Genomic DNA, 15,008 nt, shown 5'->3' with positions numbered 1-15,008 from the left:
GTATTAAGACATCTTCGGCGTTAATTTAACCACAATTTTTATTTCTCCCGTCTGATTTGGCAGGCGCAGCATCAGGCGGCTGTTGCCCGTATTCAATTTTTCGGGGGCTTTTTGCGTCGCGGATTCTACCGTAAATTCAGCCCCTACGGGAGCGATGATTTCAGCTTCTAGGGTTCGGGTGGTGATGGTAGAATTGCGTAAAATAGCCTTCCCGCCCTTCAAAAGCTCAATTTGGTTGGCGGTTGTCATGCCCCAAGCCACTTCGGTATTTTTGGTTAACTTGTGCGTATCTTCGATTAAAAATGCTTTTCGGGTCTCAATCATGCTGATTTTTCGGGTGCTTTTGGATGAGAAATCGCGATAAGCTTCCGTCAAATCAAGTACTGCAGACGGGGTTGCGGTGTTTAGATTGGTTTCGATAAAATTTGCTTTGGCCAGCTCATATTGGTTTTTATTGCCCAACAGCGGCACGTTGTGGCTGAACGAATTGAGGCGATAGTATGCCCAGCGTTGGCCGCCCACGCCCATGGTCCAGTAGCCGGGCAGGTTATAATCGTCGGAGCCCAAATCCCGCGCCCAGCGGACGCCACCCGCTTCAAGCTCAAAATTACCCAAGTCGAGGTGCGAGTGTTCAGAGCTGTTCACCCCGCCTTTAACGCCCAACCAAAGGGCATTAGGGTCGTTCCAAGCGCTTCGCATCGTAACCACTTCTACTTTTCCTTTAAAATAACTGTCCAAATCACGGGTAGGAGTGCTAGTTGTGGGTGCTTGGTACCACAGCACATGGTGTGGCTGCGCCAATAAACTGCGGCTTTTGATGACTTCGTGGGCGTAGTTGGAAATGTTGGCGTTGTTGTAGATTTTAGCCAAATAAAAAAAGGCTTTGGAAGCGTCGGATTTGCTGTTTTCGCCCGCATCGGCAAAGTTTAAAAAACCATAATTGGGTGACGTACAAATCATCGGAACTAAGCCCGTTTTATCTAACCCCGCCGATTTTTCCAAGTCACCCATCGTGCCCAAAGCTGATTGCAACGCTGCCATGCCGTACACCAAATACTCCGTGGCGTAGCTCCAGTAGGCAGGGCCTTCGTACCAAAGTCCGTCGGGGGCGTAGTTTTTGAGGGCTACGGGCATATTTTGTAGGGCCAAAGGAACGAAATCTCGCGCGTAAGTAGGGTCGGTTTCGGCTACTGCCAATGCGCCTACGATGAGTCCGCCGTTGCATACTTGATTCCAGTTGTTTTCGGCTTTGCTCCACCATTCAGTAGCGTAGCGTTTGCGGTATTCGGCCAATCCGTGTTTTTTGATGCCTTCTCGAAGCACGTCTCGGTCGGCTTGGCTCAGGTCGGCATATAGCCAGTCATAACCAATCGCTACGCCATGTAGCATTTCGGCAACGTCCAGAAAATGAGAGGGATTCCAATCTGAAAACGCGCAAACGGCTTTCAGATTGGTAAGGGCGGCAGTTAGGTATTTTTTGTCGTTGGTGAGGCGGTAGCTTAGCGACAGGTGCGTAACTCGGTTGAGTAGTTCGCGGCTTACGCCCAGTAGCCGGGGGCCTTCCAGCACCCGTTGCAAAGGTGCTTTGGTGAGCATGGCGTTGGCCGTCGCCAAAACCGCTTTGATGTATTTATCGAGCGTAGGGTCGGTTTTTTGTAATGTTTTCAGCTCTTCTATGCGCTCATTGGAAAGCATCAGGCGTGGATGCTCAGCCTTGATGTTTTTTAAAATGCCCGTAAATTCAGGCATGGGCGGGGTGGCTTCCGCTGGTTTGCAGGACTCTGTTGCCCATAGAAAAAACACAGTATACAGGCAACAGAGAACTGTTTTTAGTTTTTTACCTGCATTTTGAAGGGTTGTCTTTGACATAATACGGTCGGTATGATTTGGATTTCGGGTCCATGCAGCCTTCCAGATTCAGGAGTTGAATATTTCTGAAATCAATTTCCTGCCCTTCGCTTTGTAGGGCAATGAATCCTTCCTTGAGCATTTTTCCATCTTGTTTGATGGCGGGGTCATAACGATTAGCCACTCCACCGCCGATTTGCGGGTTTGCATATTGTAGCACGACTTCGCCGTTGATCTTGTGCGTGATGAGCGAGTCGCCCAACACGATGAGTTCTGCCGTTACCCATTCTTCTTTGGGGTAGGTCTTGGAGGTTGAGTTGATGCAGTGACGCGGGTCTTTTTTACCTTCAAAAATCACGTCGGTACCCGGTGAGCACATGTTGCCCGTGGGGCGTGGTTTGCCGTCGGCCAGTCCTGCCAAAAACTGCATTTCTACCGAGATAGGCCAATCCTGTTCTTTGGGCATGGTGCGGGGGTCTTGTGAATGAAACATCACGCCGCTGTTGAGTTCGGTATAACTCGGAGCATCTTTGCGCCATATTCCCGTAAACCTATACTCCATTTTAAGGTGATAATAGGAGTAAGGCGTGTTGAAGTACAAATGCCCGTAGCGCTCGTTGAACTTATCATATTGGTCGTAGCGCACTTTGATGATGCCATCTTCCACCCGAAACGTATTCCCGTAGTTATCACCTACCTCATGGTGGTGAATTTTGACCGTCCAGTTTTTGATATTTTTTCCGTTAAACAAAGAAATCCAATCTTCTTTGTCTTTCTTTTTGGGCGGGATAAACGACATGATTCCCACCAGCAGGAGGGCCAATGAGCAGGAAAGGAGTCGAGAAGTAGTAATGACAGATTTCATGATGGTTGTGAGTAGTTGGTACAAACGTTTATTCTTTGCTACTGCATCAAGAGAATTATGACCCGCATTTACTATTGACTACTAAAGTGTTTTTATCGAAAAAAAGAAAGGCACACAAAACACACCGTTGTTTCGTAGGTGTTTTATGTGCCTCTAAAGGTTTGTGTTGGATAAAAATACCCCAAATTTGGTATCCTGTAGGGGCTTTTGAAGGGTGTAGGATGTAAGCATCCTATACCACTACGATTACCAACCGGGATTTTGTTTCAACGATGGGTTGAGTGATATTTCGTTGATGGGCAATGGCCACAAATAATCTTTGGCAGGGTCAAACTTGCGGAAACTGGCGGCCTGCACCAAAATAAAGTTATCGGGTGTGAGGTTGACGGTCGCAGGCGGGAACTCTGATTTAAAGAAATAAATGCCTAAAATGGGCTTCGGAAGCTCAACTTCGGCAGTTTTCCAACGAATCAAATCCCAATAACGGAATCCTTCTTGGGCCAATTCTACGCGACGCTCGCGACGGATTTCTTCGCGCATCGTCAAGCCATTGGTGGTTACAAAAGCATTGGTCAATTTGGCTACTCCTGCGCGGGCCCGTAGGCGGTTGAGGGTTAAGTCAAGGTCGGCGTCGCTGATGGCGTTGTCCAACTCAAAACGGGCTTCTGCGTAAGTAAGTAGTACCTCGGCGTAGCGCAAAACGGGGCGGTCGATGAGGGATGCCTGTGTGTTCCAGTCGTCGACGTTGGCAAACTTGCGGAACATGTAACCCGTTTTATTGAACGAAAGGTTGGCTACGTCGAAGATGGGTTTGGTGGTCATTTGAGCGTCGCCACGTTTCATAAAAGTGGCAATCATCCGGGCATCGCGATTGGCAAATATCTCAATGGTAGCCGTTGGCGTTTTGTACAGCGGTGATTTTGTGATGGGCAACCCATCGCTCATCACGTATGAATCAGAAAGCGCTTTTGTAGGATTGGTATTGCCGTTTTCGATAGAACCCCGGTAGTAAGCGTGGGTTGAAACCCGGTCAGTGGTAGAAACACCGTACTGGCGTACTATGATATTTTCGCGGTTTTGACGACCTTCTCCTTCGTATTGAAACAGGTTAAAATAGTTGCCAAACAAATCGTGCTGTTTGCTGTCGATGACTGCTTTGGCGGCGTTTAAAGCGGCCGTTAAGTGCTTGACAGAGTTGCCCGAATTGTGAAATTTGGCCCGTGTACCTTCAAACAACGCTACGCGGGCTTTAAATGCCAAGGCGGCGGTGTTGGAAATGCGACCATAATTGGCATTGCCCAACTGCGTAGGAGTTGGCAATTTTGAAGCGGCAAAATCCAAGTCCTGATACATTTGATCAACAATCTGCTCACGTGGGGCGGCAGCGGCGGTTAGCTCGGGAGAATCATCGGTGAGCGTTTTCAAAATCAAGGGAACGTCGCCGTAGCGTTGTACCAACGAAAAATAACCAAAAGCCCTGAAAAAGCGAGCCTCAGCGATGTACCGGTCAATGATTGCGGCGCTGGCTTCGGTAGCGCGCGGAGCTTTCTCAATGATGTTGTTGGCGGCTCTGATGAGTTGGTACGGCGTGTTGTACGACCCGTCGGTAGAGGGAGCCAAACGTGAGCCGTCGCTGATACCGTTTGACGATAAACCAATGGCGTCGTCCGACCAGTTGTCGTCGGTATTAAACCCGGGCATCCAAGTGTACAGGTAATTGGCGGCTTGTTTAAGGTCAGATTCTGAGCGCCAGAAGGTATCGTCGCTGATGGCGGTTTCGGGCAGGCGGTTCACTTCGCAGGCCGACAGTCCCAGCATCAATGCGAAAGTGTAAGCGGTATAATTAAGTATTTTTTTCATTTTCGAAAGTGCTAAAATTAAAAATTCGGTGCTTAGAAAGAGACGTTCAAACCCACTGATGCCGTGGCAAAAAACGGATAATCGTTTTCGACACCGTTGCGGGTTTCGGGGTCATAATAGCCTTGGAATGCTCCCAAGCCCGAAATTGTAAATAAATCTTGTCCTGAGAAGAAGAAGCGGGCGCGCTCAATTTTAACACGCTTAGTCAACGTACTTGGCAGGGTGTAGCCTACTTGGAAGTTTTTAAGACGCATGTATTTGCCGTCCAAAATCCACTTGTCAGAGGCTACGTAGTTGTGCGTAGCACCCGTAAATGGACGAGGATAAAGGGCGTCAGGATTTTCGGGAGTCCAGTAGTCGGCGTGAATGGCCAAAGGTTGTTTCCAAGTCACTAAACGAGGGGCAATCGACTCGGTATTGGGACGGAAGCGACGTTTGCCAACCCCTTGGAAGAACACCATGAAGTCAAAGCCTTTCCAATCAAATCCCAATGTTGAGCCAAACAACATACGGGGTTGGTCGGTACCCAAATACACTAAATCACCAAAATCCTCCACGTTTCCTTTGCCCACCGTGAGGCGGTTGTCACCGTTGCGGTCGATGTATTTTACGTCGCCTGGGCCTGTACGGTTGTCTTGGAATGGAGAAGCTTTGACTTCATCCGCTGACGTGAAATACCCAGCGGTTTGGTAGCCCCAAAGGGTATTGATGGGGTAACCCTCAATAAGGCTGTTGAAGCCCGCATTGATAACTCGACGGCCCGAGAAATTGATGAGTTTGTTTTGGTTGTCGGAAAGATTGAACGAAACATTGTAGTTGAAATCTTTGCCGATGCGGTCGCGGTAGCGCAGGTCAAGTTCCCAGCCCCATGATTTCAGCTCTCCGTTGTTTTTGCGCGGAGTGGCAATCCCGATGGTGGCGGGAAGCTGCTGCGGGGTGAGCATGTTCCGGTTGAATTTGACGTAATAATCAAAGTTGGCCTGCAAACGATTTTGGAAAAATCCGAGGTCAACCCCTCCGTTGGTGGTTTCGATGGTTTCCCAAGAAAGTGCCGCCGACGGAATAAACGTTTGACCAATATAGGAAGCCCGGGCATCGCCCAATACAAGGTTTGAGCTTCTCGACAATTGGTTTAGGTAGTCATAAAAACCGAGGGTACTTCCCAAAGCACCTCCCAAACGGCCCCATGAGCCGCGCAGTTTAAGCTCAGAGATAAATCCTAATGAGTTGGCAAACCAGGCTTCGCGGTGAACGTTCCAACCCACCGATGCCGCAGGGAAAATTTGGGTACGCAGGCCAGGTGCAAGTTTGGAGCTCTCGTCCTGGCGAACGGTCACTTCAAATAAATATTTGTCGCTGAAATTGTAGTTGAAACGACCAAAAATTGATTGAAATGCATAGGTCCGGATGGTCTCGCTGTTGCTTTTGGTGGCGTCGTCGCCGAGGCTTAGCGTAGGCAAGTCGTTGCTTACAAGGTTGTTGGCTTGGGTAAACACACTTTCAAAACGGGAGTCTTCCCACTGATAGCCTCCCAATACGCTGAAGCTGTGTTTGTCGCCGATTTTGAAATTGTAATCAGCCAAGAATTGTAAATTCAAGTTTTTGGTCAAATCGCGGGTAACGCGGTAGGAGTTTACCTGATTTATGTAGCGCGAGATGCTGTTGCGGCCCCACAAAGGAACCGTCCGGAAAAATGTGTTGCGGTTTTGGGGACGGAACTGTGTTCCTGCCACGGCCCGAAGGGTCAAGCCTTTTACGATTTCGGCGGCTTTGAGGGTAAAAGTTCCGTCAAAGAAGTTTTTGTCGAGATTGTTGTAGCCTCCCGATTCCAACTCAGCATAGGCCGACGCGGCCGAACCAGCACCGTTGTAGCGGCCTTCAGGCGTGAAGAAAGGCGTTCGGGTGCGTAGGCGATACACTTGGTATAAAAGCCCGCCGCCATCGGCTCCTGAAGAAGACTGGCGGGTTTGTTCGAGGGTATAGGCAATTCTGGTATCCAACGAAAGGTGTTTGGTGAGCTGAGTGCCTAAGTTTACGCGCAGGTTATAGCGTTTGTTGTTGTCGGGGCCGACCTTAAAAACGCCTTGTTTTTCGTAATAACCGCCCGAAACCATGAAGTTAAACTTATCCGTACCGCCGCGCGCTGTGATGTTGTGCGTACGCATTGACGTATATTTCCGTAAAAGTCGGTCGGTAAGTGGCTCTTGATTATAAAACAAGTAGTTGTTGGTATCGGCAGGGTTGACCACGTACGGTACGTTGTTACGGATTTGTTCCAAGTCAAATGCATTGTATTCGGGGCCTGCGCCTGCATTGAGTTGTCCCAAATTTACCAGATTGGCTTCGTCCAATAAACTCAATCGTTCGGGCACATTGATGGCCCACTCGGTACCGTATTGACCCAAATAATCAAAAGTTACTTTGCCCGCTTTTCCTTTTTTGGTGGTTACTAATATTACCCCTCCCGCAGCCTGTGCGCCATAAATAGCGGCGGCGGCGGCATCTTTCAGCACACTCATGCTTTCTACGTCGTTGGGGTTCATGTTGAGGAGCGTGGAGCTGGGTACTGTTACTCCGTCCAAAATCACGAGGGGTGGCACGTCGCCGTTGGCGGTGGTTGCGCCCCTGATTTGCAGGTTGAGGCTTTCATTACCGGGCTGCCCCGTTACGCGGGTTACAATTAAGCCGGGGGTTGTTCCTTGAAGGGCGTTGGCTAAGTTGCTACTTGGGCGGTTTTGAATCATTTTGGAATCTACCGTCGACACGGCCCCCGTCAGATTTACTTTCTTTTGGGTTCCGTATCCTACCACCACGACCTCTTCGAGGCTTTTATCATCTACCACCAAGCTGATGTTGAAATTGGTCTGGTTGCCCACCGTAATTTCTTGTTTGGCGTAGCCGATGTAGGAAAATACCAACACCGATTTTTCATCCACTACCGAAATACGGAAGGTGCCCTGCGCGTCTGATGTAGCTCCCCGGGTGGTTCCTCTCACTTGTACCGTTACCCCGACCAATGCCTCACCTTTTTCGTCGGTCACTTTACCGGTTACATTCCGGTCAATGGACTGATTTTGCAGAAGATTTGGAGTTTGGAGAGGTGTTTCGATAAACCCCACCGCTTTTTTGAAAAGGGCAATTTGTTTGCCTTTGGCCTCAAAACTGATGTTGAGCGGCGTCAGTACTTGCTCAAGCACTGACTTTAGTTTTTCGTTTTGGGCGTTAATGTTAATTTTTTGATTGGCCTTGATTTCCTTAGGGTTGTAGATAAACCGCACGTTGGTGGTGCGTTCAAGGGCACCCAATGTGCTTTTCAAATCCTCGTTGGAAAGCTTAAGGGTTACTTTTTGGTCAAGCATTTCCTGACCCACCGCGTCGTGCGCATAAGAGGCACTCATGCACAGAATGGCAATAATCATCTGTGTGAAGGAAATTCTCATGAGTGTTCGGAGAAGATTGGTTGTTTGGTAGAATTTATCCATGATGAAATAGTGGTTTTCTCATGGATGGCAGATGTAAAGCTAAGATACTTGTTTTTTAACGTTTTTTTTTGAAAAAGTTCTATTTACAGCCTCGACTGTGGATAATGATTTGACCATCAACCATTTCGTAGGTAGAATGGGTGATTTTACAGATTAAATCAAGCTTGTCAAAAAGTGATTCGTCGGAGAGGTTGGCGGTGAGGTAGCAGGATTCCATGGTCTTTGCGTCATAAATGACCGAAATGCCGTACATCTTTTCTACAAATTTAAACACTTGAGATACAGGAGTTTCTTCAAAAATGAATTCTTGTTTGGGGGCTTCAACCACTGCTTCGGGGGCCTCTACGATGGATTTGAAGAGGCGCTCTTCATTTTTTAAGAATGCCGCCTGTTGGTTGGGCGTCAGCACTACGCCAGCCATCACGTTTTGTTGGCTTTCTTTGGCTTTTTCGAGGTCTTTGCGGGTATAAACCGATACCTTACCCGTTTTTACTTCCACTTTTGCTTCTTGGGCATCCGCAAAAGAATTGACCATAAAGCTCGTTCCCAATACCTGCGTTGAGATATGATGTGTATAGACCCAGAATGGTTTTTGTGGATTTTTGGCAATGTCAAAAAACGCTTTTCCGTTTAAATATACGTCTCTTCGTGAGGCGTTGAAGGGGGTGGGATAACGCAGGCTGCTTTTAGGATACAACGTAACGGTGCTGCCATCTTCCAATCTGATTTTTTGCGGAATATTAGTCTGATTGGTGCTTTCTAGGTAGTTATTGGTAAGTTGTGGCAGAAATGAATCTTCCACCTCCGCGAGTGGAAGAGAAGGTGTGCTTAGGTATTTGTACAAGCCAAATCCTACCCCTACCACCAAAAGAATGGAGGCGGCCAAACGAAAGGCGGTGTTTTTCCAGAACGACACCACTGGTTTTTCGGGGATGGCCACTATGTGTTGGGTAATCCGTTCCAACTCAGCTTGATTGAAGGTGGTTTCGTCGTTTTCAAGCGCCAACAAAAAGGCCTTGGCCAACTGTATTGTTTCGCCACAGTCGGGATTTTGGTTCATCCACTCAGTCCAGTAATGGGTGCTTTCTGGTTCGTTGTCAAGAACCCACCGACGAAAGCGCTCATCGCGGGCAAAATCTTCGAATCGGTAGTTGCGATACAAAGTATTCATAGAGGAACGGTTTCGTTAAATTTGGCAGAGGCCAAGGGGCATTTTTTATAGATGGCAATAGGAGAAGAGAAATACTTGTTTTTTCGGGATTTTTAAAAAATAAACAAATCGAGTATTCCCAGCAAAGCATAGATTACTTGCCAATTTTGGCGGAATAACTTAAACGCCGTTTGCAATAAATTAGAGACGGATTGCGGGTGAATATCCATGATTTGGGCGATTTCTTCGCGCTCCAAATTCTGGTAAAACTGCAAATAAATGGCTTCTCGCTGGCGTTTAGGGAGTTGGTTGAGCAACGCGCCTATCTTGTGTTTGAGTTGGGCTTCGTGCTCTTCTTCAATCATCAATCGTTCGTGCGGAAGTTCAATAAAATGCCAATTATTTTCGAGGTCGAGGGGTTCGTCTTCCTTGATAATTTGCTGCCGAAATCCTTCGCGGAGCACCCGCTTCCGAACCGAACTCAACAGGTAGGCCCGTACACTGTCGGGCGTGCTGAGGCGGTCGCGGCGCTGCCATACTTCAATAAAAACTTCCTGAACACAATCCTTCACAAAATCTTCGTCGCGGACAAACTTGTAGCCGTAGTTTTGTAAAGGATTGAAGTATTTTTTGATGAGTTTACCCAAGGCCAACTCACTTCCGTTCTTCAACTGAAGCCAGAGCTGAAGATCAGAAAAGGTCGATTGGTTGTCGGGGAGTTTCACCATGAGTTTTCTTGGAAAAGAAGCCTTCCGAGAGCATCATACTCTACGGAAGGCTGTTTTTTTTAAGAATGGGTTATTTTTTTCGTTTGTTCAAGGCATCATAACGAAGCAATCCTTCCAGATAATAATAATCAGCGTACACCAGCGGCACATCAATCTCTGATTTCCCCAACTTATGACCCGTACTGTGTTGCAAAATAAAATGGTTGTTTTTTCCCAACTCGGCTTTATACGGTGCTTTTGACAGGTTTTCGAGCATGATGACGGCATCGTTGTAGTATTTCTTGGCGTTTTTGCCGCCATACGTACTCAATTCCAACAGGGCTGAAGCCGCAATGGCACCCGCTGAGGCGTCGCGCTCTTCGCCGGGTTTGCTGTAATCCCAGTACGGAATTTTATCGGCGGGTAGGGTGGGGTTGTTTAAGATAAAATCGGCGATGTTGCGCGCGTGGTCAAGGTATTTTTGGTCTTTGGTTTCGCGGTACATCACCGTGTAGCCGTACAATCCCCAAGCTTGCCCGCGCGACCAAGCTGATTCGTCGGCGGCACCCTGGTGGTTTTTCTTGGCCAATACTTCGCCGTTTGGACCGTAGCACAATACGTGATAGGCGCTGTGGTCGGGGCGGTAGTGATTCTTGAGGGTATTATCGGCGTGCGTCACGCTGAGGTTATAAAACTCCTTGTTGCCCGACTCGCGCGCGGCCCAAAACAAAAACTCTAGGTTCATCATATTGTCGATGATAACGGGATAATCATACCCGCCTTTGAAGCTGTTCCAAGATTTAATCACGCCTCTTTTGGGGTCAAAGCGCGTCGAAAGGGATTTAGCCCCCGTGAGCATAATGGGCTTGTAGGCTTCGTTTTTGGTGAGGCGGTAGCCGTTGCCGAAGGGGCAATAAATCATAAAGCCTAGGTCGTGCGTGCCTGTGTTGTACTGCTCTTTTTCTACGGCCATGGTCCATTTGTGGGCGGCTTCTTTCCACTGTGGGGCTTTGTTGTATTCATAAATATACCAAAGCGAACCTCCAAAAAATCCACTGCACCACCAGTCCGATTTCATGTCGCGGGGAGTGCCGTCGGGATTGGTCGACTGCGGGAATTTAGTGAGGTCGGGGTGGGCGGCCAACATTCCTTCGTATTGTTTGGCGGCAAATTCAAATTCCTTTTTTACATCAATTTTTGATTGACTCTGGGCCGCAAAGGCCACTAGAACAAGGCAAAGTAATAATACTTTTTTCATCAACAAAGACGGTTAAAAGTTAGATAAATAAAATCGTTTAAAAATAGTAGAAAAGTACAAAAAATGAATTGATGAATAGCGTGACGTATAAAGGAGCTTTTTGGTGGCTAGACCCGAAAAAAGCTTGTTGCTGTTTTAAAACTAAGGAAAAATTGCAATTTAAGCGAGTAAAAAGGCAAAAAAATGGCTAAAAATTTATTGTGGTTGTTTGCAAACGTAACCGCAAACGTTTGCGGTTTTTGTGAAAATGAATTTCAGGTCTTCAAAAAATTAAATTATATTTGTTTAATAAAACGGGTGAAAAATCACATTTTCTTCGGCCTAAAAATTGTATGTTTTAACACCGTTTATTGTAAAAATGATATTTCCTAAAAACGATGACCAAAAATACGCCTGTCACCATTAAAGACATTGCACATGCGCTCAATTTATCGGCTTCTACCGTCTCGCGTGCCCTGCGGGGTATGCCCGAAATACATCCCGAAACGCGGCAGGCCGTCTTACAGTTGGCGCAAGAATGGGACTACCAGCCCAATCAACTGGCCAAAAACCTCGTGAAAAGCCGTACCCGAACCATCGGGGTTATTTTGCCTACGTTGAGTTATTACTTTTTTTCATCGGTTCTCAACAGCATCGAAGAAGCCGCCATGCAGGCGGGGTATAGCGTGGTGGTATGTCAGACCAACGAGTCATATCTGCGCGAAGTGGCGCAAATACAAAATCTGCTCAATAGTCAGGTGGAAGGCTTTATTATTTCGTTGGCGCGCGATACCCAAGACCTTGACCACATCAATCGCCTGTTGCGCAAGCAAATCCCCGTGGTGATTTTTGACCGCTACGCCGAAGGAATCGAAGCCTCAAAAGTGATTGTGGACAATCAATTGGCGGCTTTTAAAGCCACCGAGCACCTCATCGAAAACGGTTGCCGACGGTTGGGCTGTTTGGCGGGGCCGCCTAATCTTTTGATTAGTAATCAGCGATTGGAAGGATTTAAGGAAGCCTTGCGAAAATATGATTTGCCTTACAACGAGCGTTGTGTATTTCACAGTGATTTTACGCAAGAAAATAGCATGATGCAAGCCTTGAGCATGATGGCCCTACCTGAACCTCCCGATGGCATTTTGACCATGAGCGACCGCATTGCTTTTTCGACCATGTATGCCCTGAAGCAGAAAGGAATACGCATTCCCGACGACGTGGCAATCGTCAGCTTCAACAACGAGCCTACCTGTATTTACCTGTCACCGTCGCTGTCGAGCGTGAATCAGTCCATTCAGGAAATGGGCTCGCAGGTAGTGAGGCTGTTGCTCAAACAACTGGAATCGGAGCACAGCGTACCCGAAACCGTGACCCTCTCCACCCAGTTGATGGTCAGAGAATCTTCGATGCTGTCTAAGAAAAAAGTTAGTTGATTAGACACGCTTTTATCTTTTTTAATGGGTAATTTTACCTCACTAAACTCCTTTATCAGGGATACTATAAAAGATTAACAACTGTTCATAACGATATTTAATCATGCAAAGACGTTCAGCAATACGGAACTTGACCATGGCCGTGGGAGGATTGATGAGTCTTCCAACTTGGGCTTCGGGTTGGACTCCCGAATCCATCGGAAAGGTATCAACGTTGTCCTTGAGTGAAGAGGGAACATTGGCCGAAATCGTAGAAACCATCATTCCCGAAACCTCCACCCCCGGCGCAAAATCGCTTAAAGTGCATCAATTTGCGATGCGGATGATCAACGATTGCTACGGAGAAGCCGCCCAAAAAGGGCTGAAGGATGGCCTCGCTACGACCGACATCGCATCCAAACTGGCGCACGGAAAAGTGTTTGCAGAAATAGAACCCGCCCAACGCCTTGAGTTGCTCAAAAAGCTGGCAAATTCCCCCGATGTGGCCACGAAGCAGTTTGTAAACATGATTAAAGGCCTGACCATTCAGGGGTATCAAAACTCTGAATACGTGATGGTTAACATTCAGAAATACAACATGGCTCCCGGCTTTTATCACGGCTGCGTTCCGATTGCCAAAGCCCAGGGAAAGATGGAGAAAAAAACGGACCGGTAGGCCACTTATCAGCTAAAGCATAACCCACAAAATGTCTTATTTCAATATAGATTCCATCAAAGACCGTACGTTCGACGCCATCGTGATTGGTTCGGGCATCAGCGGAGGCTGGGCGGCCAAAGAGCTGACTGGCAAAGGAATGCGCACGCTCGTACTCGAACGCGGGCGAAATGTGCAGCACGTGACCGATTACCCCACAACGCTCAAAAATCCGTGGGAGTTTGACCATTTAGGGCAAATGCCCAAAGCTGTCAAAGACGCCAATCCCATCGTGAGCCGCTGTTACGCGTTCAACGAAGATGCCGCACATTTCTTCGTGAAAGATGCCGAGCACCCTTATGTGCAGGAAAAACCGTTCGACTGGATTCGCGGCTATCAGGTAGGCGGAAAATCCCTCCTCTGGGCACGCCAAACGCAGCGTTGGTCAAAATACGATTTTGAAGGCCCTGCCCGCGACGGTTTCGCGGTGGAGTGGCCCATCAGTTACGACGACATTGCACCTTGGTACAGCTATGTCGAAAAATTTGCGGGAATTTCGGGAAACAAAGACGGTTTGCCCCAACTGCCCGACGGAGAGTTTTTGCCGCCGCATGAGCAATCGTGCGTGGAGAAATATTTCAGCGAGCAAATGGCGAAGCATTACAGCGGTGCGCGGCCCATCATTATCGGGCGTTGTGCCCACCTGACCAAGCCCAACCAAATCCACTACGACCAAGGCCGCGCGCAGTGCCAAAACCGCGCCTTGTGTCAGCGCGGCTGTCCGTACGGTGGATATTTTAGCAGTAACGCTTCCACCATTCCGTGGGCGCAGCGCAGTGGTAAAATGACCTTGAAGCCTGATTCGGTGGTACATTCCATCCTATACGACGAGAAACTCGGCAAAGCAACGGGCGTTCGGGTGATTGATGCCCATACCAAAGAGGCCGTAGAATACTACGCCAAAATCATTTTCGTGAATGCGGCGGCGTTGAATACCAATTTGATTTTGCTGAACTCAAAATCCAATCGTTTCCAAAACGGTTTGGGCAACGACAGTGGTGTATTGGGTAAATACATTGCCTTCCACAATTACCGCACGAGTATCTCGGGTGAGTATGAAGGATTTATGGATACCACCACCGAGGGTATCCGTCCTAACAGTAGTTATATTCCGCGTTTCCGCAACGTATTTAAGCAGGAAACGGACTTTTTGCGCGGCTACGCGGCAGGCTTCGGCGCGAGCCGCATGACCTACAACGACCGCTCTGGCATGGGCGAAGACCTGAAAAACAGTCTTGCCGAGAAAAAATACGGTAACTGGCGCGTAGGCTCGCACATCATGGGCGAGACCATTCCGAAAGAGAGCAATTACGTAGCGCTCGACTCCCAGTTGACCGACCAATGGGGTATTCCGCAGTTGAAGATTTCGGTCAGCTACGACGACAACGACGAGAAGATGATCAAGGATTTTCACGAGCAGTTGACGGAGATGTTTACCAAAGCAGGTTTTACCAACATCCGAACCAACGACATACCCAACAAGGCCCCGGGCCTCGACATCCACGAAATGGGCGGCGTGCGCATGGGCAAAGACCCCAAAACATCGATGCTTAATAAATTTAATCAGCTGCACGCCTGCAAAAATGTGTTCGTCACCGACGGCGCTTGTATGACCTCCACGGCCACGCAAAACCCTTCGCTGACCTACATGGCCCTCACTGCCCGCGCGGCAGACTATGCCGTGAAGCAATTGAAGGCGAAGAATTTGTAATAGGTGAAAAATTCATAATGC

At 48.1% G+C, this 15,008-nt stretch carries 10 protein-coding genes; 3 read left to right on the top strand and 7 right to left on the bottom strand.

Translation table 11 applies throughout. The features are described 5' to 3' along the window. Positions 1-3: 3 nt before the first annotated feature. From NCI00_RS02420 to NCI00_RS02390, 7 genes are all read right to left on the bottom strand, one after another. Positions 4-1,869 carry a DUF4962 domain-containing protein gene (locus NCI00_RS02420; protein ID WP_253524642.1) on the bottom strand — a complete coding sequence of 622 codons (1,866 nt, stop codon included), beginning with the start codon at positions 1,867-1,869 and terminating at the stop codon, positions 4-6. Next, positions 1,838-2,713 (bottom strand): 3-keto-disaccharide hydrolase, encoded by an 876-nt coding sequence (locus NCI00_RS02415; protein WP_253524640.1) that lies wholly within the window; start codon positions 2,711-2,713, stop codon positions 1,838-1,840. Before NCI00_RS02415 ends, NCI00_RS02420 begins: the two co-directional genes overlap by 32 nt. Before the next feature lie 246 nt (positions 2,714-2,959). Beyond that, entirely contained in the window at positions 2,960-4,573 is a 1,614-nt protein-coding gene (locus NCI00_RS02410) for a RagB/SusD family nutrient uptake outer membrane protein (RefSeq protein ID WP_253524638.1), read from the bottom strand. Positions 4,574-4,605: 32 nt separating this feature from the next. Beyond that, positions 4,606-8,055: a TonB-dependent receptor gene (locus NCI00_RS02405; protein WP_253524636.1), complete on the bottom strand. Its 3,450-nt coding sequence runs from the start codon at positions 8,053-8,055 to the stop codon at positions 4,606-4,608. 79 nt (positions 8,056-8,134) lie between these two features. After that, positions 8,135-9,226 carry a FecR family protein gene (locus NCI00_RS02400; RefSeq protein ID WP_253524634.1) on the bottom strand — a complete coding sequence of 364 codons (1,092 nt, stop codon included), beginning with the start codon at positions 9,224-9,226 and terminating at the stop codon, positions 8,135-8,137. 92 nt (positions 9,227-9,318) lie between these two features. Further along, positions 9,319-9,933 carry an RNA polymerase sigma factor gene (locus NCI00_RS02395; RefSeq protein ID WP_166559763.1) on the bottom strand — a complete coding sequence of 205 codons (615 nt, stop codon included), beginning with the start codon at positions 9,931-9,933 and terminating at the stop codon, positions 9,319-9,321. A 70-nt stretch (positions 9,934-10,003) separates the two neighbouring features. Further along, the gene (locus tag NCI00_RS02390) at positions 10,004-11,170 is read right to left on the bottom strand and encodes a glycoside hydrolase family 88 protein (RefSeq protein WP_253524632.1); all 1,167 of its coding nucleotides are present in this window, start codon (positions 11,168-11,170) and stop codon (positions 10,004-10,006) included. Positions 11,171-11,547: 377 nt separating this feature from the next. Between NCI00_RS02390 and NCI00_RS02385 the strand changes: the two genes are divergently transcribed. From NCI00_RS02385 to NCI00_RS02375, 3 genes are all read left to right on the top strand, one after another. After that, positions 11,548-12,582 carry a LacI family DNA-binding transcriptional regulator gene (locus tag NCI00_RS02385; protein WP_166559765.1) on the top strand — a complete coding sequence of 345 codons (1,035 nt, stop codon included), beginning with the start codon at positions 11,548-11,550 and terminating at the stop codon, positions 12,580-12,582. 103 nt (positions 12,583-12,685) lie between these two features. Continuing rightward, entirely contained in the window at positions 12,686-13,237 is a 552-nt protein-coding gene (locus NCI00_RS02380; protein WP_253524630.1) for a gluconate 2-dehydrogenase subunit 3 family protein, read from the top strand. A gap of 31 nt (positions 13,238-13,268) precedes the next feature. Beyond that, the gene (locus NCI00_RS02375; protein WP_253524627.1) at positions 13,269-14,987 is read left to right on the top strand and encodes a GMC oxidoreductase; all 1,719 of its coding nucleotides are present in this window, start codon (positions 13,269-13,271) and stop codon (positions 14,985-14,987) included. Positions 14,988-15,008 lie beyond the last annotated feature (21 nt).

Source organism: Runella salmonicolor (assembly GCF_024158025.1).
Classification (GTDB): domain Bacteria; phylum Bacteroidota; class Bacteroidia; order Cytophagales; family Spirosomataceae; genus Runella; species Runella salmonicolor.
This window is presented reverse-complemented; position numbering and strand designations above follow the sequence as displayed.